General features: G+C 68.8%; 14 protein-coding genes and 1 pseudogene. 7 read left to right on the top strand and 8 right to left on the bottom strand.

From position 1 onward, the window contains the following. Positions 1–134 precede the first annotated feature (134 nt). The 3 genes from ACFZBB_RS34620 to ACFZBB_RS34610 form a co-directional block, all read right to left on the bottom strand. Positions 135–1,571, bottom strand: a complete 1,437-nt coding sequence (locus ACFZBB_RS34620; RefSeq protein ID WP_391131187.1) for an arabinofuranosidase catalytic domain-containing protein — start codon at positions 1,569–1,571, stop codon at positions 135–137. 405 nt (positions 1,572–1,976) lie between these two features. Further along, positions 1,977–2,666: an FCD domain-containing protein gene (locus tag ACFZBB_RS34615; protein ID WP_391131184.1), complete on the bottom strand. Its 690-nt coding sequence runs from the start codon at positions 2,664–2,666 to the stop codon at positions 1,977–1,979. Between the two features lie 72 nt (positions 2,667–2,738). Beyond that, positions 2,739–4,496 carry a trehalase family glycosidase gene (locus tag ACFZBB_RS34610; RefSeq protein WP_391131181.1) on the bottom strand — a complete coding sequence of 586 codons (1,758 nt, stop codon included), beginning with the start codon at positions 4,494–4,496 and terminating at the stop codon, positions 2,739–2,741. A 176-nt stretch (positions 4,497–4,672) separates the two neighbouring features. Here ACFZBB_RS34610 and ACFZBB_RS34605 point away from each other — a divergent pair, with 176 nt between their 5' ends. Further along, a complete protein-coding gene (locus ACFZBB_RS34605; protein ID WP_391131190.1) occupies positions 4,673–4,798 on the top strand; it encodes a hypothetical protein in 126 nt (41 codons plus the stop codon). 10 nt (positions 4,799–4,808) lie between these two features. On the opposite strand, the gene ACFZBB_RS34600 is transcribed toward ACFZBB_RS34605, so the two are convergent. After that, on the bottom strand, positions 4,809–5,798 hold the full coding sequence (locus ACFZBB_RS34600) for an ABC transporter permease subunit (RefSeq protein WP_391131178.1): 990 nt from the start codon (positions 5,796–5,798) through the stop codon (positions 4,809–4,811). A 64-nt stretch (positions 5,799–5,862) separates the two neighbouring features. Next, positions 5,863–7,110 (bottom strand): extracellular solute-binding protein, encoded by a 1,248-nt coding sequence (locus tag ACFZBB_RS34595; protein WP_391131175.1) that lies wholly within the window; start codon positions 7,108–7,110, stop codon positions 5,863–5,865. Between the two features lie 499 nt (positions 7,111–7,609). Between ACFZBB_RS34595 and ACFZBB_RS34590 the strand changes: the two genes are divergently transcribed. Continuing rightward, positions 7,610–9,352, top strand: coding sequence for an RICIN domain-containing protein (locus ACFZBB_RS34590; RefSeq protein ID WP_391131172.1), 1,743 nt, complete (start codon positions 7,610–7,612; stop codon positions 9,350–9,352). Positions 9,353–9,429: 77 nt separating this feature from the next. Here the strand turns inward: ACFZBB_RS34590 and ACFZBB_RS34585 are convergent, their stop codons facing one another. Further along, entirely contained in the window at positions 9,430–10,449 is a 1,020-nt protein-coding gene (locus ACFZBB_RS34585) for a substrate-binding domain-containing protein (RefSeq protein WP_391131170.1), read from the bottom strand. 272 nt (positions 10,450–10,721) lie between these two features. On the opposite strand from ACFZBB_RS34585, the gene ACFZBB_RS34580 reads away from it, so the two are divergent. From ACFZBB_RS34580 to ACFZBB_RS34560, 5 genes and pseudogenes are all read left to right on the top strand, one after another. Then, positions 10,722–12,704, top strand: a complete 1,983-nt coding sequence (locus ACFZBB_RS34580) for a beta-L-arabinofuranosidase domain-containing protein (RefSeq protein WP_391131168.1) — start codon at positions 10,722–10,724, stop codon at positions 12,702–12,704. A gap of 73 nt (positions 12,705–12,777) precedes the next feature. Beyond that, positions 12,778–14,019 carry an extracellular solute-binding protein gene (locus ACFZBB_RS34575; protein WP_391131165.1) on the top strand — a complete coding sequence of 414 codons (1,242 nt, stop codon included), beginning with the start codon at positions 12,778–12,780 and terminating at the stop codon, positions 14,017–14,019. Between the two features lie 198 nt (positions 14,020–14,217). Continuing rightward, on the top strand, positions 14,218–15,216 hold the full coding sequence (locus ACFZBB_RS34570) for an ABC transporter permease subunit (protein WP_391131162.1): 999 nt from the start codon (positions 14,218–14,220) through the stop codon (positions 15,214–15,216). Further along, entirely contained in the window at positions 15,213–16,037 is an 825-nt protein-coding gene (locus ACFZBB_RS34565) for an ABC transporter permease subunit (RefSeq protein ID WP_391131159.1), read from the top strand. Before ACFZBB_RS34570 ends, ACFZBB_RS34565 begins: the two co-directional genes overlap by 4 nt. A gap of 20 nt (positions 16,038–16,057) precedes the next feature. After that, positions 16,058–16,303: pseudogene (locus tag ACFZBB_RS34560) on the top strand (transposase); the annotation flags it as partial. On the opposite strand, the gene ACFZBB_RS34555 reads toward ACFZBB_RS34560, so the two are convergent. Continuing rightward, positions 16,286–17,047: a methyltransferase domain-containing protein gene (locus ACFZBB_RS34555; RefSeq protein WP_391131156.1), complete on the bottom strand. Its 762-nt coding sequence runs from the start codon at positions 17,045–17,047 to the stop codon at positions 16,286–16,288. The pseudogene ACFZBB_RS34560 and the gene ACFZBB_RS34555 sit on opposite strands and share 18 nt — an antisense overlap. A gap of 525 nt (positions 17,048–17,572) precedes the next feature. Continuing rightward, positions 17,573–18,400, bottom strand: coding sequence for a methyltransferase domain-containing protein (locus ACFZBB_RS34550; protein WP_391131153.1), 828 nt, complete (start codon positions 18,398–18,400; stop codon positions 17,573–17,575). Positions 18,401–19,338 lie beyond the last annotated feature (938 nt).

Below are 19,338 nucleotides of genomic sequence, written 5' to 3'. Positions count from 1 at the left end.
CGCGGGCGGGGGGCGCGGGCGTTGTCTCGCCAATTTATAATCCGCCTGTTGGGCTTTTTGGTGTTTGTGGTTGTTTTTGGGGTGGCCCCGGGGCGCCCCCCCCCCCCACCACTCACCCCACCTGGGTACAGAACTCAGCGATAACCCGCCGCGGTGATGTTGGATTGCACCGCGTTGTCCGTGGCGTCGGACGGATAGCCGGCCACGATGGCTCCTTCGTAGAAGGTGCCCGCGCTGAGATTGGCGCCGCCGCCCGGCTTGCAGCAGTCGCCGCCGCTGCCGAGCACGATCGCCCCTTGTTTCTTCATCGGGCTGTAGCCGCTTGGCAGAGCCCCGTCCCACAGCGTGCTGAGGCCACCCGACTGCGCGTTCGCGCCCTTGAGCGCGAATCTCGTCGCACCGTTGTTCTTCAGCATCGCGGTGACGAACTTGCTGGTGAAGGCTCGCTGGTTGGTGTTCCAGGACTGGCTGCCCCCGGGGTACAGACCCCATTCGAGATCGGCCTGCACCCACGGGCCGCTGCCCGAGCAGCCGCCGAACCAGCACTGCTTGCCGAAGTTGATCGCGTCCATGGCGCCGGCCGCGTCCGCTTTCCTGGTCGTCTCGCTGTTGCCGTAGTCGAAGCAGCAACCGCCGTTCACGTGGGTGCCGCTGGTCACCATGTAGGCGCCCTCCGGCGCGGCTCCCGTGGGCACGCCCGTGAGGTGGCCGTCCCTCCAGTAGCTGTTGCCGGGGTTGATGTACAGCGAGTACGCCTTGGTGCCGCCCGCCGTCAGCGACTCGGTGGTGGCGTTGGCGGGGCTGCTCTGGCTCGATCCCGGCACCTGGGCCGATCCCTGGTACCACAGGTCGTTGCCGTGGCCGGACTGGTCGTACACGGCCGTGATGACACAAGAGGTGCCCGAGCAGAACGAGTCCTGCGCCGCGGCGTTGACGAAACCCCCGGCGGCGAGGACCCCTATGTCCCTGGTCGAGCTGTCGGACGAGCGCCTGACCTCGTACAGCCTGCCCGAATAGGAGCTGTACAGCGCGCGTACCGTGCTGTGCGCGGCCACGCAGGGCGTACCGCCCGCGGCGTAGATGTCGCACGGGCCGGAGCCGCCTGCCGGGGGCGGAGTGGTGGTGGACGTGCTCCACTTCTGGTTGCTCTGGCCGTTGCACGTCCACAGGACGACGGCTGTGCCGTTGGCCGTGCCCGCACCGTTGGCGTCCAGGCACAGACCGGACTGGACCCCGGTGATCGAACCGTCGGAGTTCTGGCGCCACGACTGGTTGGACTGGCCGTTGCAGGTCCAGATGATGACCGCGGTTCCCGGCGATGTCCCGGCGTTGGAGGCGTCCACGCAGCGGGTGCCGTTCATTGTCCTCAGCTCACCCGCCGAGGTGAACTCGAACGCCTGGTTCGCCTGGCCGTTGCAGTCCCAGAGCTGCAGCGTCGAACCTGTCGCGTCGGTGTTGCCCTTGACATCCAGACATCGGCCGGACGCCGAACCCACCAGGGGCGCGGCGACCGCCGAGGCGGACGTCGACCAGGTCAGCGCGGTCACGAGCATCGTGGCCAGCAGGGCCATCACGCTCAGGACGACGGTCGTCGGGGAGCGTTGTCCACGGGCCGCGGTCGTTCGGGGCGGAACGGATGAAGACTCCATTGTCTGTTCCTTGATGATGTGGGGGGAGGAGACAGGGAGTGCGGTGCTCGCTCACGCCGACACCTGCGTCCGTGCGGGCGAGCGAGTACATTTGTTAGCGCTAACGTCGGACGGTTGAGTTGATCCCTCCTGTTGGACGGCAAGGAGGATCGCTCGGCTCCCGGAGCACCCCCTTCAGGGGCGGACCATGAGCCGCACTCGGCGACATGGGATGAATTTACAGGCTGGATACCGGCCGATGTCCATACCCGTGCAGGCATTGCCTGAAGTCCCGGCCGGCCGGACAGGCCGGCCCACAGGACGAGGTGAGCGCACGTCATCTCCCCGCTACGGGGCGTCGTGCTCCACGTGGTCACGCAGCCACTGCTCGGTGGTGTGCACGTGGAGGAGCGCGGCGGCTTCGGCCAGGGCGGAATCCCCGGCGGCGAGCGCGGCGTGGATCGCCCTGTGCTCGGCGATCGTACGGTCGCCGGCGTCGCCGTCGACCAGGCCCCGCCAGACCCGGGCACGCACCGTGCGGCTGGAGATTCCCTCCAGCAGCGTGGTCAGAGTGCTGTTCCCCGCCGCCGCGACAACAGCACGGTGGAAGGCGGCGTCATGCACGTTGAGAAGCTCCACGTCGTCGCGGGCCTCGATCATCGCGTCCAGGTGGTACGTGACCTGGGCGAGGGAGTCCGCAGAGATACGGCTCGCGGCCAGCCCCGTGGCGACCGGCTCGAACAGCCTGCGGACCTCGGTCAGTTCCAGCAGGGTCTCACCGCGCAGCAGCTCCACCGCCGAGCCCAGACCCTGCAGCAGCAGCGCCGGCTCCAGGCTCGTCACATAGGTGCCGTCACCCCGTCTGATCTCCAGAACGCGGGCGACCACGAGGGTTTTGACCGCCTCACGCGTCAGATTGCGCGAGATGCCCAGTTGCGATGCCAGTCGCTGCTCCGGTGGCAGCTTCGCTCCCGGGGGCAGCTCGCCGGACCGGACGAGGTCCCTGATCCGTGTGATGGCCATGTCTGTCAGCGACATCGGTCTGCCCCGTTCCCCCGCTCCCGGCGGGGCCACCCTAACAGGACATCCCATGTCTGAACCTCCGCCGCCTCACATGTCGGCGTGACCGCTGGGGGCGGCGCCCGAGTCCCGCCGGTGGAGGTCGTCGGCGAGCAGCAGGTAACTGCTGGCGGTCCAGGTGTACGCCCGGTCCCGCAGCCCCTCACCGGTGAGGGCGTCGAAGTTCTCGGCGAAACCGGACCGTTCGCACAACGCGCGGAAACGGCTGCTGATCTCGTCGGCGAGACCGCTGTGACCGGTGCGGCGCAGTCCGTCCTCGATCAGGATGGTCGACGGCGCCCAAATCGGACCGCGCCAGTAGCCGTCGGATTCGTAGTGCGGCGAGTCGGGGTGCTCCGTGGCGAGGCCGTACGGGGTGAGGTGGGAGGCGATGCGGTCGGCGAGCCGGTCGCTCACCTCGCGCGGCAGCCGGTTCCCCAGGACGATCGGCACCAGGTCCAGCAGGCTTTGGCTGGTGGACACCTGCCCCGTCCGTGGTGAGAGACCGCGGAAGCGGCCCGCGGCCCAGAGCCGGTCGAGCATCGCGTCCTGGACCCGGTCGGCGGCGCGCAGATGGCGGTCCGCGTCATCGGCGTAGCCCAATTCCTTGGCCAGCTCCGCCAGTTCGGCGAGTTGGAGGACGAGGAAGGAGGCGAGGTCGGCCGTGATCAGGACGCGCGCGGCGTCGAAGGTGGTGGCGTTGTCCCAGCCGCTGTCGTTGCCGTGCTGGTAGTGCGGCAGTGCCTGGCCCGGCGCGGTGCGTGACACCAGCCAGTAGTCCGTCCATCGCTTGAGCCGCCGGTAGGTCTCGCGCAACTCGTCGGTTTCCGGTGAGCGTGGCAGACGCTCGCGCAGCCGGCGCAGGGCCCAGCCGTGGATCGGCGGCTTGACGAAGTTGTAGAGCACTTCCGAGTGGGTGACGGAATCGGGCAGTGCTCCGCTCTCGTCCTGGTGGTCGAACGGCAGTTGGAACTGGTGCCAGGCGAGGTCGGGCAGCCCGGGGGCGAGCGCGAGTGCGTTGAAGCAGTGGTCCCAGCTCCACACCTTGTCCATCCAGTGCTTGGACATCAGCACCGCGGGCCGGCGCAGGAACCCCGCGGGGCGGACCGTGGCGGACCACAGCACGTAGGCGGCCGGTTCGGCGGCCGGGGCCCGGTCGGCGGGCGGGCCGGCCACGGCGTCCGTGAAGTCCCGGAACGCCCGGTCGGCGCGGTCCACCACGGTGCCGAAGTCATGGGAGGCGACATGGGGCGACCGGGCGTTGTCGATCTCCTCGATCGCCGCTTCCCAGCCGTGCGAGCCGGACAGGGTGAGCCGACGGGCGACACCGCCCAGGCCCTCCAGCCCCGCCGGGGCCGCCACAGCGCCCGCCAGGGTCGTGATCCGGTAGCGGCGTCCGGTCTCGTACGACGTGAACTGGTACGAATTGTCGACGGGATCGCGGTAGAAATAGGTGCCGCTGAAAGGTGTCAGCTCCGAGACCGCCGGGACGATCATCAGATCGAGATGGTCTCCCCGCAGCCGCACGGTGTCGGCGGTGTCGTAGGCGAGGTTGATCCGTCCGTTGTCGTGGCGCCAGGTCAGTGTCGCGGGGGTGGCGTCCCAAGCGGTCCGCGCACGGTCACCGCTGCCGGGCTGGAGCGGCACGAAGCGCAGGACGGGGTGCATGCCGTTCTGATGGGAGACCAGATGCAGATCGCGGTCCATGGTGTGCTGGGCGATGACCGCCGAGACGTTGAACCAGGACCCGTAATGGCTGAACGGTATCTCTTGAATGCTGAAGGCGGGGCCGTTGGGGATGACGGGCATCGGCGGAAACTCGATCCTTGGGGGAGGGCGCGGCGGTGTCGGGGCGGACGTCTGATCGCAGCGAGCGGCTCAGTCCTTGACCGCGCCGGCGGTGACGCCGGCGGCGATATAGCGCTGGGCGAGGACGAGGATGAGGATGAGGGCCGCCGGCAGCGAGGCGCATGTCCTGGTCACGGGTGAACGAGACGTTGACCATCCAGTACACGGGGAAGAGCATCACCACGGTGAAGAGCAGACCCAGCGCCGTCTTCCACCAGGTGCTCCGCCGCGGCGCGTGGGCCGCGGTCCGGGAAGCGGCATGACCGGCGACGCTCATGATTCGGCCTGCTTTCGCTGCGTGCGGATGTAGACCAGCCCGAAGACCAGGGCGATCAGCACCAGAACATTGCCGACGGCGGCCCCGGGGCCGAACTCCGGCAGCAGATTGCCGAAGCCCAGTCGGTAGGACCAGGTGGCGAAAGTAGTCGACGAGTCGGTCGGCCCGCCCCTGGTCATGATCCAGATGATGTCGAAGACCTTGAGCGTGTAGACCAGACCGAGCAGCAGGGTGATCGCGGAGACGGGTTTCAGGAGCGGGAAGGTGATCCGCCGGAACCGCTGCCAGGCGTTCGCGCCGTCCAGCGCGGCCGCCTCGTACAGAGCCGCGGGGATCGCCTGCAGCCCGCTGTACAGGACGACCAGGTTGAAGGGGATTCCGATCCAGACGTTGGCGATGATCACCGACGTCAGCGACCACGACGGCGAGGTGAGCCAGTTCACCGATCCGATGCCGGTCCAGCCGAGCGCGGTGTTGACGATGCCGGAGTCGCTGTTGAACATCCACGACCAGGTCGAGGCCGACACGATCAGCGGCAACAGCCACGGCACGAGGAACAGGGCCCGCAACGTCGCCGACAGCCGGAAGTGCTGCGCGAAGAACACCGCGAGCGCCAGCCCTGTCGCGTACTGGAACATCAGGGAGACGGCGGTGAAGAGCACCGTGTGCACCAAGGCCGGTGTGAAGGTCGGATCGTCGAAGACCTTCCGGTAGTTCTCCAGGCCCGTGAAGGGGGCGCCACCCTGGACGAACGAGCGCACCGTGTAGGCGCGCAGCGACAGATCGACGTTGCGGTACAGCGGATAGCCGTAGAAGAGACCCAGGTAGAGCACGACCGGGGCGAGGAAGGCCCATGCGGCCCATTGCGAGGAGTGACTCCCGCGCCGCGGCCTTCGCATACCCGCGCCGCGTGTCGGCGTGGCGCCGGCCGGGGCGGCCTCGCCGGAAGCGGATGAGGCGGCCGGCGCGTGTGCGGTGGTGTTCATCGGCGGTCTTGTCCTTCAAGGTGAGCAGGCCCCGCGCGTCGTGGCCGGGGCCGCAGCCGGGGCACTACCGGGAGACGGCGGACTGCGCCGCGGAGAGCGCGTCCTGCGGCGACTTCGCGCCGGTCAGAGCCGCCTGCATCGCACCCCACAACTCCTCAGAGATCTTGGGGTACTTCGTGCCGAGGTCGTCGCTGGTCCGCCCCTTGGCCGCTTGCACGGCCTGCACCCATACCTTCAGCTCCGCGCTCCGGGCGGTCTGCTGGGCCTGGACCGTCTTGGTCGGCCCGATGTACGACAGGGTCGTGTCGGTGGCCAGGAGGTTCTTCGAGTTGGTGAGGCACGAGACGATCTTTTCGGACGCGGCGTAACGGCCGGCGTTCTTCTGTACCGGCACCGTCACGAACTCCCCGCCGGTCGGCGCGGGCGCCGTGCCGGCCGAAGAGGCCGGAATCGCTGTCGTGCCGTACCCGAAACCGGTCTTCTTGGCGTTGGCGAGCTGCCATGTGCCGTTTTCCGCGAAGGCGAACTTCCCGGTGGCGAACTCCTGCCAGCTTGTGGTCTGGGTGTTGTTGATGACGGAATTCGGGGCGTAGCCCTTCTTCAGCCAGTCCGACCACAGCGACACCGCGGAGACGGCCTGCGGCGAGTCCAGGTCGGTCAGCTTCGCGCCGGAGCCCCAGAACCAGGGCAGGAACTGGAAACTGCCCTCCTCGGTGCCGATCGCCGAGAACGTGATGCCCTTGTTGCCCGTCGCCTTGACCTTGGCCAGCGTCGCGGTGAGCGTCGCCCAGTCCTTGATCGACGCGGGATCCACACCGGCAGCCTTGAGTACGTCCTTGTTGTAGTACAGCGCCAGGGTGTTCGCCCCGATGGGCGTGCCGTACGTCTTGCCACCGCTCTGGCCCGCCGCGAGCAGATTGGGCTCCGCCTCGGAAGTGTCGATCTTGTTCTCGTCGGTGCTGGTGAGGACACCGGCGTCGGCGAGCGTGGACACGACCGGGTTGTCCACGATCAGTACGTCCGGGGAGTTGCTCTGCTGCGCCGCGAGCAGGGTCTTGTTGGTGAGGTCGGTGGTGTCGAAGCTTGTCCGCTTGACCCTCACCCCGGCCCGGCTGCCGCAGCTCTCCAGCAGCTTCACCCACGCGGAGCCGGCGTCGAACTGCGGGTACGGGTCCCACACGGTATACGTGCCGCCGTCCGCGGACGCACCTGAGGCACCGTCCGAGGACGACCCGCATGCGGTGACGGCTGACGCCACGACCACCGAGGCCAGCGATGCGACAGCGATCCTCCGCCGGATTTCTCTGCTCATGGCATCTGCTCCCCTGTTGTTTCGTGCCCGCCCCCACGGAAAGGGCGCCGACACGAACACCCGTCGCGAGGACGGGGGACTGTCCCGGGTGGACCAATCATGCGAATCGGTTCGAGTGCGAACGTAGAGCGATCCCAATCGCCCGTCAAGACCGCTGTACCCGGTCATTCACCGGATTCCGACACCGTCACCCGGCGCCGAACACACCGCTGCGATCGCACGCCCTGCGAACCGGTTCGCAGGCTCTCGCAGAGGAGTCCGGCGTGAACGTGATGTCACGACGCCGACGTCGCGCAGCACAGCGAAAGTTTGCGCAGGGTCCCTTGACCCGGTCTGGGAACACTCCTACGGTGTGCGCGGAAAATCGTTTGCTCTACTGAGCAACGTTCTCTCGCCGTACGCAGGTCGACACGGGTGCCGTAGGACGGACGGCACCGTTCGGCCAGGGCGTCATCGGCTGCCCCACAGTTCATCCCAACTCTGAGGAGGGCTATTCGCCATGCGTGGATTCGCGCATCTCCAGCCCGGACGGCCACTGTGCCGCGCCGCCGGACTGGGAGCCGCGGCACTGACCGCGGCCGCGGCCGTGCTCGTCGGCACGTCCGCCCAAGCCGCACCCACTCCGTCCACCACCCTTGTGGTCAACGCCAACCAGGTGCTGCGGCCGGTCACGCACGTCGCGACCGGCTCGCTCTACGGCCTCGCGAACGCCAACACGCCGTCCGACAGCCTGGTGCAGGCGATCAAGCCGAACACCTTCGTCCAGAAACCCCAGGGCGGCCACCAGCAGGGAACCGGTGACATCCTCACCGTGGCCCCGAAGGCGGCACGGGCCGGTGCGAAGGTCGTCAACCGGCTGTCGGACTACTACGCGGGCTGGCCGTACCAGTTCAACTGGAGCAACTGGCTGAGCGTCGTCGACGACCAGATCGCGCAGACCAAGGCGTCGGGTATCACCAACCTCGCCGCGTACGCGCCGTGGAACGAGGCCGACGGCACCTGGCTCTCCCAGAACGGCTCGTTCGAGGACTTCTGGACCACGACCTACCGCGAGATCCGGTCCAAGGACGCCACGACACCGATCCAGGGGCCGAGCTTCTCGGACAACATCAGCGACATGCAGAACTTCCTGCAGCACGCCGTCGCCACCAACACCGTGCCGGACATCATCGCCTGGCACGAACTGATCAGGTCCTCCAAGATCGCCGGTGACATCACCACCGTCACCAACATCGAGAGGAGCCTCGGCATCACCCCGCGTCCGATCGCCATCGAGGAGTACGCGGCCCCGTCCGAGGTGGGCATCCCCGGCGCCCTGGTCGGCTACATCGCGAAGTTCGAGCGGCTGGGCGTCCACGACGCCGAACTGGCCTTCTGGAACCAGTCCGGCGCGCTGGGCGACCTGCTGACCGGACAGGGCGGCAGCCCCAACGGCGCCTACTGGCTGTACAAGTGGTACGCCGACATGAGCGGCTCGATGCTCACCACCACCGCTCCCGCGCAGACCGGCATTGACGGAGCAGCCTCACGCAACAGCGCGGGCAACGAGGTCGACGTCATCTTCGGTGGCGGTTCCGGCGACTCGGCCGTGCAGGTCAACGGCCTCAACTCGCTGTCGGCGTTCGGCTCGACCGTGCACGTGAAGGTCGAGTACACCCCGTCGCGCGGCCGCACCACCGCGGTGTCCGGGCCCATCACGCTCTCCGAGTCCACCTACACGGTGAGCAACGGCTCCATCACCGTCCCGGTGTCCACCAACACCACCGACGGATACCACGTGGTGATCACGCCGGGGACGGGCGGCGGATCCACCACCCTCGACGGCAACTACCGGATCACCAACAAGAACAGCGGACTCGCGCTGGACACCCAGAACGGGGGCACCGCCCAGGGCACCCTGGTCGACCAGGCCACCGTCAGCTCCTCGTCCACTCAGACCTGGACCCTGGTGTCGGCCGGCTCCGGCCTGTACAAGATCCGCAATCAGGCCGGCGGCCTGCTGCTCGGCATCACCAACGCCGGCACCGCGGACGGCGGCACCGCGCTGATCTGGGGCGACAACGGAACAGCGGACCATCTGTGGAGTGTGGTGCCCGACGGCACCGGTTACTACAAGATCGTCAACAGCAACAGCCATTTGGTGCTCGGCGTGCTGAACATGAGCACCAGCAGTGGTGCCCAGGTCCTGCAATGGCACGACAACGGAACCGCCGACCATCTGTGGAACCTCACCGCACGCTGACGCCCGACACTCGGCTCCGGAGCCGAGGATCATCCCCGGCCGGTTGCCCCCGATTTCCTGGGCAACCGGCCGGGCCGTCACGCCGATTCGCGGATGATCAGCCGGCAGGCAATGGTCTCGACGCCCCCGCCGGTCCTGCCCTCGATGGCGCCCAGCAGCCGCAGGGCGGCGATGCGGCCGATCTCGCCCAGATTCATGTCGACCGTGGTCAGCGGCGGCCGGGCGGCCAGCGCCATGACGTCCCAGTTGTCGTAGCCGATGACAGCGATGTCGTCCGGGACGCGGCGGCCCTCCTCGCGGAGCGTGTCGGTGACGCCGCGGGCGATCTGGTCGTTCCCGCAGAAGAAGGCGTCCGTGTCCGGCGCCGTGCGCAGCATGGTCCGTGCCGCGCGCCGCCCCCACGCCTCGCTCCAGTCGCCGAAGTACACGTGCCCGCCGGAGAGTTCAAGACCGGCACGGCCCAGCAGTTCCTGGGTGAGATCCGCCCGGTGGCGCGCCGCGGCGTGGTGGGCGGGACCGGACACATGCGCGATGTGCCGCCGACCCGAGGCGATCAGATGCTCCGTGGCGAGCCGTGCGCCGCCCTCGTCGTCGGAGGCGACCGACATGTCCGCCGGATCCTCCGAGGGCGCGAGCGCGTACACCGTCGGCACGTCCTGCAGACCCTGCAGTGGCGGCCTGGGGTCGGTGCGCCGGCCGGTGACGATGATGCCGTCGACCCTGCGGGCCATGAGGGTCTGTACGTAGTGGCGTTCGCGGATGGCGTCGCCACGGGTGTCGCACAGCAGCACGGAGATCTTGCCGGCCCCGAGCGCGTCCTCCGCGCCGAGCAGGACCGGGGTACTGAAACGGCCGATGCCGTCGGTGGTGATCAGGCCCACCGTCCAGGTGCGCCCGGCCAGCAGTGCGCGGGCCTGCTCGTTGGGCCGGAAGTTCAGGCGCTGCGCCGCGTCCAGCACGCGGTCACGGGTTTCGGGGCGCATCCTTCCGTTGCCACTGAGGGCCTTGGACGCTGTTCCCACGCTCACGCCCGCGAGTACGGCCACGTCGGCCAGCGTCACGCGTGCCAGCGTCGGGCGCCGGTCGATCTCCGTCACGGACAATCCTTTGCTCACCTACAGGTGGTATCCATCCTGCCAGGGCTGGCCTCGTATCCCAAGCGTTACATGGCAGGGAATTCTGGGTCTGCACGAGGCTTGACTGGTACTGAACGGGACTTCTAGGTTACGGGCACGAAAAGGTTTGCTCAAAGCTTTTCACACGCATTTCGGCACCGACCGGGTCATCACACCGACCGCGTCTTCGCTTGTCGGCCGCGGCGGCCCGGCGACGACCCGTTTCAAGCGGACCGTACCTTCAGGGGAGATCCATGTCCCACAGCAATCCGACACCGCCCGCCCCGGCCGGACCTGTCCGGCTGGGCCCCGAGGCGCGGACCGCCCTGGTCCCGGCCGCGGCGGCGGACATCCTCGGCGGTTTCTGGCACGGCCGCCAGGAGGTCAACGCCCGGGTCGGCATCCCCCAAGGGCCCCGACTGCTGGAGTCGGCGGGGAATCTCCACAATCTGCGGCTTGCGGCGGGCACCGCGCAGGGTGCCTTCCGGGGCGACTACCCGTTCATGGACTCCGATGTCTACAAGTGGCTCGAAGCGGCGTCCTGGCAGCTCGGGCCGTCGGGAACCCCGGACGACGTCGAACTCGCCGCCGAGGTGGACCGGATCACCGCCCTGGTCGCCGCCGCCCAGGAGCCCGACGGGTATCTGAACACCTGGTTCCAGGTCACCAAGGACGGCCGCCGCTACGAGGACCTGCGCTGGGGCCACGAGCTGTACTGCGCCGGCCACCTCATCCAGGCCGCGGTCGCCCACCACCGGACCACCGGCGGCAAGGAGCTGCTGGAGGTGGCGGTGCGCTTCGCCGACCACCTGGACACGGTCTTCGGGCCGGACGGGCCCATCGAAGGTTTCGACGGTCACCCGGAAGTGGAGACGGCACTCGTCGAGCTCTACCGGGAGACCGGGAAACGCCGCTATCTGGACCTGGCCGGCCGCTTCGTCGACCGCCACGGGCACGGTCTGCTCGGCGGCGAGGCGTACTGCCAGGACCGAGTGCCCCTGCGTGAGCAGCGGAATGTCGAGGGGCACGCGGTGCGCCAGCTCTACTTGCTCGCCGCGGCCGCCGATCTGGCCGCCGAGACCGGCGACGCGCAGATGCTGGCCGTGTGCGAGCAGCTCTGGACGGCCATGGTGGCGACCAAGACCCACATCACCGGGGGACTCGGCGCCCATCACGACCAGGAGGACTTCGGCGACCCGTACGAGCTTCCCAACGAGCGCGCCTACTGCGAGACCTGCGCCGCTGTCGCGTCCGTGCAGTGGAGTTGGCGGATGGCCCTGCTGACCGGCGAGTCGAAGTACAGCGATCTGATCGAGCGCACTCTCTTCAACGGTTTCCTCGCTGGTGTCTCGCTGGACGGCGAGCGGTGGCTGTACGTCAACCCGCTCCAGGTGCGCGACGGCCACACGGACGTCGGCGGCGACCAATCCGCGCGCAGGACCGCGTGGTTCCGCTGTGCGTGCTGTCCGCCCAACGCGATGCGCCTACTGGCCAGCCTTGAGCACTACGTGGCCTCGACCGACGCCGACGGTCTGCAACTCCACCAGTACGCCACCGGCCGCTATACGGGAAACGTCGGCACCACGCCCATTTCTGTTAGCGCTCACACCGACTATCCGTGGAGGGGCCGGGTCACCATCAGGGTGGACGACGGGCCGACCGACCGGCCGTGGACCCTGTCCCTGCGCATCCCACAGTGGTGCTCCGGCTACACGGTCTCGGTGGCGGGCCGGGAAACCGGGCCCGCTGTCGCGGAGGGCGGCTGGTTGCGCCTGGAGCGAAGGTGGACCGCGGGCGACGAGGTGACGCTCGATCTGGACATCGCCCCGCGACTGGTCGAGGCCGACGCGCGGGTGGACGCGGTACGCGGCTGCGTCGCCGTCGAACGCGGCCCGCTCGTGTACTGCCTGGAAGGTGTCGACCACCCTGGCGGCGGTCTGGACGACATCGTGATCGACCCCGCCCGGGCGCTCACCGAGGAGCGCCGGGCCGACCTCTTCGGCGGCGTCGTCACCGTGACGGCCGCCGGGTACCGGCGGACTCCGCCCGCCGACGGCTGGTGGCCGTACCGCCGCAGCGCTGCGTCCACGGCTCATGCCACCACCACGGAAGCCGGCGGAACCGCTGTCCCGGACACACCGCCGTCCGACAGCGACCTCGTCCTGACCGCCGTCCCCTACTACGCGTGGGCCAACCGGCAGGACGGAGCGATGCGGGTGTGGCTGCCCACCCGTTAGCGACACCCACTCGCCCGTCAGCACAGCTCAGCCGTTCGTTCTTGCCACCATCACGCATCGAGCAAGGATCGTCATGAGACTCACACGCATCGCCACCGCCGCCGTTGCGGCATGTACCGCCCTGGCCGGCGTCGTCGCCTGCGGCGGCTCGGGAGGCGGCTCCTCCTCATCGGCCTCGGGGACCTACACCTTCTGGGACCCCTACCCGCAGTTCGACGGGTCCTCGGCCTGGGCCAAGCTGATCGCCTCGTGCGGCACCAAGGCCGGCGTCACCGTCAAGCGCACCGCCTTCGACACCACGGACCTGGGCAACAAGGCCCTGCTGGCCGCCCAACAGGGCAACGCGCCGGACGTGATGCTGGTGGACAATCCCGTCGTCTCCACTCTCGTGCAGGCTCAGATCCTCAACAAGATGAGTGATGTCGGCATCCCGACGACCTCGATCCAGCCGAATATCATCGGCGCCGGTGTCATAGCGGGTTCGGCCTACGGGATTCCGATCGGCGCCAACACGCTCGCCCTCTACTACAACAAGAAGGTGCTCGACGCCGCACATGTCGACCCCGCCTCCGTCAAGGACTGGGACTCGCTGACCGCGGCGCTGAAAAAGGTCAAGGCTGCGGGCAGGAAGGGGATCACCTTCTCCGCGATCGGCACCGAGGAGGGCAGCTTCCAGTTCCTGCCCTGGTTCTGGGGCGCCAAGGGCGATCTGACCCGGCTGGACAGCGCCGACGGTCAGGCGGCGCTGTCGCTGTGGAAGACCTGGGTTTCGGACGGCCTGGCGCCGAACGACGTGCTGAACAACACCCAGACCACTAGCTGGCAGGAGTTCGCCACCGGGCAGTATGCCTTCGGTGAGAACGGCACCTGGCAACTGGCCAACGCCGAGAAGGCGGGCTTCCCCTACGGGGTGATCAGCATTCCCGCCCGCGCCGGCGGCGCCGCCCCCGCGCCCACCGGCGGCGAGTTCGTGACCGTGCCGGTGCAGAAGGACACCGATCGCTACAAGACCACGGCGAGGATCGTCTCCTGCCTGACCAGCGATCCGAATCTGCTGGCCACCGACACGACCCTGTCCTACATCGCTCCCACCTCCGCGGTGCAGAGCCACCAGGTCAGTAAGGACCCCGAGTTGCAGCCCTGGGTCGACGCGGTCGGCGCCGCCCGCGGGCGCACCAGCGACGGCCTGGGCACCCAGTACCCGGTGATCTCCGAGCAGTTGTGGACCGCGGTGCAGGGCGCTCTGTCCGGCAGCAAGGACCCCAAGTCCGCGTTGGAGGCCGCGCAGAAGGCAGTGGCGAACCACAAGAGCTGACCCGGGCCATGTTCCGGGACGGCACTCCGACCGGGGCGCCGGGTCCGGTCGGGGGCTCGTACCCCGCTGTGCCGCCGCCCGTCCCGGCGGCGCAGCGGACCGGTCCGCCGCCGGGCCCCGCCTCCCTGGCGCCGGCGGCGGACCGGAACTCCCTGTGACCCCGGCATCCGCCACCGCAGAACCGAACCAGGAGGACGCATGACCACCGCCCACGCCGACGGCCTGAAGCAGCCGCCGCCCGCGCCGCCCGGGACACCCCACGGGCCGCGGGCCGCCGCGGTGAGCGGCGCCCGCCACGGTCGGCACGATCGCGGCGGCCGACGGTCGGCACAGCTCGCCGCCTGGGGGTTCCTGACCCCGGTCGCGGCCTATCTCGGGGCCTTCTACGCCTACCCGCTCTACCGCAACGTGGACCTGTCGGTGCGCCACTACACCGTGCGGTCCTTCGTCCAGGGCGGTGCGCCCTTCTCCGGCTGGGACAACTTTCAGCAGGTCCTCCACGACCCCACCTTCGGCACCGCGCTGCGCAACACCATGGTCTTCACCCTGGTGTCGATCGTCTTCCAGTACCTGATCGGGCTCGCCCTCGCGGTGTTCTTCAATCGGAGTTTCCGGCTCGCCCCCACCCTGAGGGCCCTCTTCCTCATTCCCTGGCTGCTGCCGCTGATCGTCTCCGCCTCCACCTGGTCGTGGATGCTCAACAGCGAGTCCGGCGTGGTCAATTACGCCCTGCGGTTCATCGGCATGGGCAAGGTGGACTGGCTGACCTCACCGTCCTGGGCCCTCACCTCGGTGATCATCGCGAACGTGTGGATCGGCATCCCGTTCAATCTGGTCATCCTCCACAGCGGACTGCAGAACATCCCCGCCGAGTTGTACGAGGCGGCGGCGCTGGACGGGGCCGGCGGATGGCAGCAGTTCCGGCGGATCACCTTCCCGCTGCTACGTCCGGTCTCCGCGATCACCGTGCTGCTCGGCCTGATCTACACGCTCAAGGTCTTCGACCTGATCTGGATCATGACCAAAGGCGGCCCGGGGGATTCCTCCTCCACCCTGGCCACCTGGTCCTACCGGCTGGGCTTCGGCTCGCTGCTACCGGAATTCGGCCCCGGCGCCGCGGTCGGCAACATCCTCATCCTCATCGCCCTGGCCTTCGGCCTGCTCTACATCCGCGCGCAAAGGAGGCAGGTGGCATGAGGTCGCCCGTGGCCCGTTCCCGCCGCAACACCGTCATCGGTGTGGTGCTCACCGCGATCATGCTGTTCCCGGTCTACTGGATGATCAACGTCTCGCTCACCCCGCAGAACCACATGCGCAAGGACCCGCCCGACCTGTTCCCGCTGCACCCCACCTTCAGCGGTTACCAGGCCGTCCTGGACGACCAGTTGCCCTATCTCGGCACCAGCCTGCTCATCGGCCTCGGCACCGTCGCGCTCACCGTCGTCCTGTCCGCGCCCGCCGGGTACACGATGGCGAAGCTGCGGCCGCGCGGCGCCGGCACGGTCAGCCTGTTGCTGCTGATCGCCCAGATGATCCCCGGCATCGTCATGGCGATGGGCTTCTACGGCATCTTCCTCGACCTCGGCATCATGAACACCTGGTGGGGGCTGATCGTCGCCGACTCCACCATCGCCGTCCCTTTCGGCACCATGATCTTCACCGCTTTCATGTCCGGCATCCCCGACGAACTCATCTCCGCGGCCAAAGTCGACGGCGCGAGCGTATGGCGCACTTTCACCTCCGTGGTGCTGCCGGTGAGCCGCAACGCTGTCGTCACCGTGTCGCTGTTCAGCTTCCTGTGGGCATGGTCGGACTTCGTGTTCGCCAACACCCTCGACGGCGGCGGCAGCATGCGGCCCATCACCCTCGGCATCTACAAGTACATCGGCAACAACAACCAGGAGTGGAACGCCATCATGGCCACGGCCGTCATCGCCTCCGTTCCCGCCGCCGCCCTCCTCGTCCTCGCCCAGCGCTACGTCGCGGCCGGGGTGACCGCGGGCGCCGTCAAGGACTGACCCCTGTGCGGCAGCGGCCCCGGCGCCGCAAGGTCATCGGCCCGACCTGGGCCGCGCTGAAGTCGATCCGCGCGGCCCGCCCGGACGGCGCCCCGATCTACGTGATCCTGGACAACCTGTCCGCGCGCGAGAACTGGCGGATCCGCCGCTGGGCTGCGAAGAGCACGGTCGAGGTGTGCTTCACGCCGACGAACGCGTCGTGGGCGAACCCGATCGAGGCGCGCTTCGGGCGGCTGCGGCCATCCGGGTCACGGACGAGTGGCCACCAGCAGGTCAACCACGTAGGTCTCTTCGACCACATCGTCGGGGAACAACTCGCGCAACCGCCTGCGCTCCCCGGAGAGGAAGGCACGCCTGTCGTCCTCGGCGAGTACAAGAAACGCCGACCGGCTGCTGATGTTGGCAAGGTGCATGTCGAGGGAAACCACACGGCTCCACCGCACCTGGCGGCGCGCGACCCGGAGTCCTGACAGGCCCGCGAGCCGGATGGCGTCGCTGTCGGCGGGACGTACCCGGGAAGTCGGCTTCACTCCGCAGTGGTGTGCGATCCGCTGGTGCTGCTCCCGGATCCAGGGCACGTGGAAGGCGGTGGTGTTCCACCAGATCGCCAGTGCACCGCCCGGACACAGGACCCGCAGCGCCTCCGGGACCGAGCGCGTGGTGTCGGTCCACTGCCAGGACTGCGCGTAGGTGATGAGGTCGCGGGAGGCGTCCGCGAGGGGAAGGGCGTTGCCGTCACCTCTCACGATCGGTACCTCCGGGAGCACAGTGTGGAACTGAGCCGCCATCGCGTCGCCCGGCTCGACAGCGATCACATCAGCCCCACGCTCACGCAGCAGAGCCGTGGCGATCCCGGTGCCCGCACCGACATCAGCGACGCGGGCACCCACCAGGGGACGGCTCGTGAACTGTTCGATGGAGTCGAAGAGCGCGGCAGGATACGAAGGCCGACTTGCCGCGTACTGGTCAGCCGCCGCGTTGAACGAATGGGCGCGTGAGCTGATGGTCATCCCCCCATCCTCCCCCTGCCCCGCCGACTGCCCGCCCGGTGATCCTTTCCGGACACACCCTAGGGCCTGGGGGGTGCCGCTTCGAGGAGTCCGGGGTGCTCGGTGAGGTCGAGAGGCGGTTCCGGTCCGCTGGGCAGGAGCCGGTTCCACGGTTCGGTGTCGCCCTGTTCGTAGCAGCGCGGCTCCGGGGCGCGATGCGGGGGCGTGCGTCTTCCCGCTGTTCGCGATAATGCGCCCCTGGGTCCGGTGCCGTTCCAGCTCGGCGTCCTCGCTGGCATTCTCCCCGGCATGGCCGCGGTCTTCGGCCCGCATACCGGGGGTGCGCTCCGCGAAGAGCCGGCCTTCGCGGTGGAGCTGAGCGCGGGCGGCGAACAGCCTGCGGGACTCTCCCAGTCGCAGCTCGGTGCCGGAAACGCGGCGGGCCAGAAAGTCGTCCGTCCCGATGGAGCGCGCCCAGCCGTGACGATGGGGAATCTCCGCCCCCACGGCCGATCCGCGGGCACGCGCGCGCACGGCGCGGGTGGCTCACTCGGCGCGCTGTCCGACCCGGAGGACGCTCAGATAGCGGCGTGATGCTCGGTCGCCCATCCGCGTGCGGACGCGCTCGGCTACCGCGTCGAGCAGGGGCTCACGGACATCGCGGTCGAGCCTCCGGTACAGCGACAACGAGCGAAGGTGATCGGCGAAGCCGTCTCCGTTGAACCATTGAACGGTCGGGTACCAGCGCACGATCGTTGGGCCGAACAGTCCTCCGGGATCATCGACCAGGCCCCAGCCCTCGTCGGTGGTGCGCACGTCGTCCTCCAGGGGAGGATGACCCCAGTCGGGGTTGCCGGGGCAGAACTGCTCGTGGAGGTCGGCGGTCTCGGCGTACACCTCTGGCTCTCCCGGCCGGCGGACAACGACGTGGCCGAGCAGCGCCATCCAGCCTCCGGGACGGAGTACGTCGTGCGCCCGTTGCCAGCCGATCGACGGGTCGACCCAGTGCCACGACGACGCGGCCACGAGAGCATCGAAGCGTCGGCCGCGGTCGTCCCACTCCTCGAACGTCGACGTCTCGACTTCGACGTTGCGGAAGGACGCGATCCGTTGGCGAGCGAGCGCGGCCATGTCCGCGCCCGGCTCGACGGCGGTCACTGAGCATCCGAGTGCTGCCAGCGAGCGCGTCGCCTGACCGGTGCCGCAGCCCACCTCCAGCACCGACGAGCTGTCGTCCGTGCCGGTGACGGCGACAAGGTGCGCGAACAACTCGTCGGGGTATCCCGGCCGGACCCGGTCGTAGAGCTCCGGCGCCTCGTCGAACACCCGGCCGAGGTCGCGTGGATTCGGGCGCATCTCCGGAGCATCGGTCACGAGCGCACAAGCTATGAGCTTCGTCCACGGGGACGCCACTGGTTAACGGCGGCTCCTCGACAGCAGCCGTGTCGGTCCACTCTGTCCGCTCTGGGCGATGGCCGCGTCGCGGCTCGCGGCGGTGTGGGACAGGTGGAAGACCAGGGCGAGGTGCGGCGGGTCGGCGCCGACGGTCAGTGCTTCCTGGAGTGACGCGGTACATCAAGGGCCAGGCGTGTCGCCCCCGGCTGCCAGCATCGGCGAGACGTGAGTGTCCTGAAGCGCCGTCAGAGCCGAGCAGGTCGTGCCCTGGCACGCCTGCGCCTGCCAGTCGAACTGCCTCCCGAACGGCATCGACGTCGGCGCAGCGTCAGCCGGGCGACCGAGTCCGAAGCGACGCTCACCGTACCGCCGTTGCCCGGATCCCCCGCCCCGCCGGAGGCATACGTCCCCGCCATGGACTTCGCATCCCCTCGGTCTACGCGACTGGGGGCCAAGGGGTCGGAGGTTCAAATCCTGTCGTCACGACGGTGCACGAAGGGCCCGCTGGCCTGGCAACTAGCCAGGCCAGCGGGCCCTTCGGCTTGTCGGCAGCGGTTTCTGCGTGGCGGGACGTCAGAAATCTGGGAACTGCCTGGGGCCGCGGTCACGTAAACCCGCAGGTCGGCGTCGCCGTCGGGGGATGGCGGCCAAGGACACCAGGTTTTCCTTCGGCGGCGGCGGAGGTAGGGTCGGCCGCTCTGCGCGGCCCGGAGAGCGTCGGGGGCGGCGGCCCGGTGACGTGGGGTGCGGCCATGGAGGTGCCGCTGAGGGTGGTGCTGCCGCCGCCGGAGGTTATCTCCCTGTCGGGACACGCAAAATCTGTGTCGGCCGGAGTAGACATTCGCGGGTGGCGTGGTTATGGTTTCTCTCGTAGCCGAGATCAGCAAGGCCCGGCAGACACGAACTGCCGGGCAGCA

The sequence above is a fragment of the Streptomyces sp. NPDC008139 genome (assembly GCF_042957025.1).
Taxonomy (GTDB): domain Bacteria; phylum Actinomycetota; class Actinomycetes; order Streptomycetales; family Streptomycetaceae; genus Actinacidiphila.
Note: the sequence above shows the minus strand (reverse complement) of the source record. Positions and strands in the feature narration are given on the sequence as shown.

Bases quoted from the DNA above. Each gene is read 5' to 3' on its own strand.
- ACFZBB_RS34595 (WP_391131175.1), bottom strand. From the start codon at position 7,110: ATGAGCAGAGAAATCCGGCGGAGGATCGCTGTCGCATCGCTGGCCTCG.
- ACFZBB_RS34610 (WP_391131181.1), bottom strand. From the start codon at position 4,496: ATGCCCGTCATCCCCAACGGCCCCGCCTTCAGCATTCAAGAGATACCG.
- ACFZBB_RS34600 (WP_391131178.1), bottom strand. From the start codon at position 5,798: ATGAACACCACCGCACACGCGCCGGCCGCCTCATCCGCTTCCGGCGAG.
- ACFZBB_RS34580 (WP_391131168.1), top strand. From the start codon at position 10,722: ATGTCCCACAGCAATCCGACACCGCCCGCCCCGGCCGGACCTGTCCGG.
- ACFZBB_RS34555 (WP_391131156.1), bottom strand. From the start codon at position 17,047: ATGACCATCAGCTCACGCGCCCATTCGTTCAACGCGGCGGCTGACCAG.
- ACFZBB_RS34565 (WP_391131159.1), top strand. From the start codon at position 15,213: ATGAGGTCGCCCGTGGCCCGTTCCCGCCGCAACACCGTCATCGGTGTG.
- ACFZBB_RS34590 (WP_391131172.1), top strand. From the start codon at position 7,610: ATGCGTGGATTCGCGCATCTCCAGCCCGGACGGCCACTGTGCCGCGCC.
- ACFZBB_RS34570 (WP_391131162.1), top strand. From the start codon at position 14,218: ATGACCACCGCCCACGCCGACGGCCTGAAGCAGCCGCCGCCCGCGCCG.
- ACFZBB_RS34615 (WP_391131184.1), bottom strand. From the start codon at position 2,666: ATGTCGCTGACAGACATGGCCATCACACGGATCAGGGACCTCGTCCGG.
- ACFZBB_RS34575 (WP_391131165.1), top strand. From the start codon at position 12,778: ATGAGACTCACACGCATCGCCACCGCCGCCGTTGCGGCATGTACCGCC.
- ACFZBB_RS34620 (WP_391131187.1), bottom strand. From the start codon at position 1,571: ATGGCCCTGCTGGCCACGATGCTCGTGACCGCGCTGACCTGGTCGACG.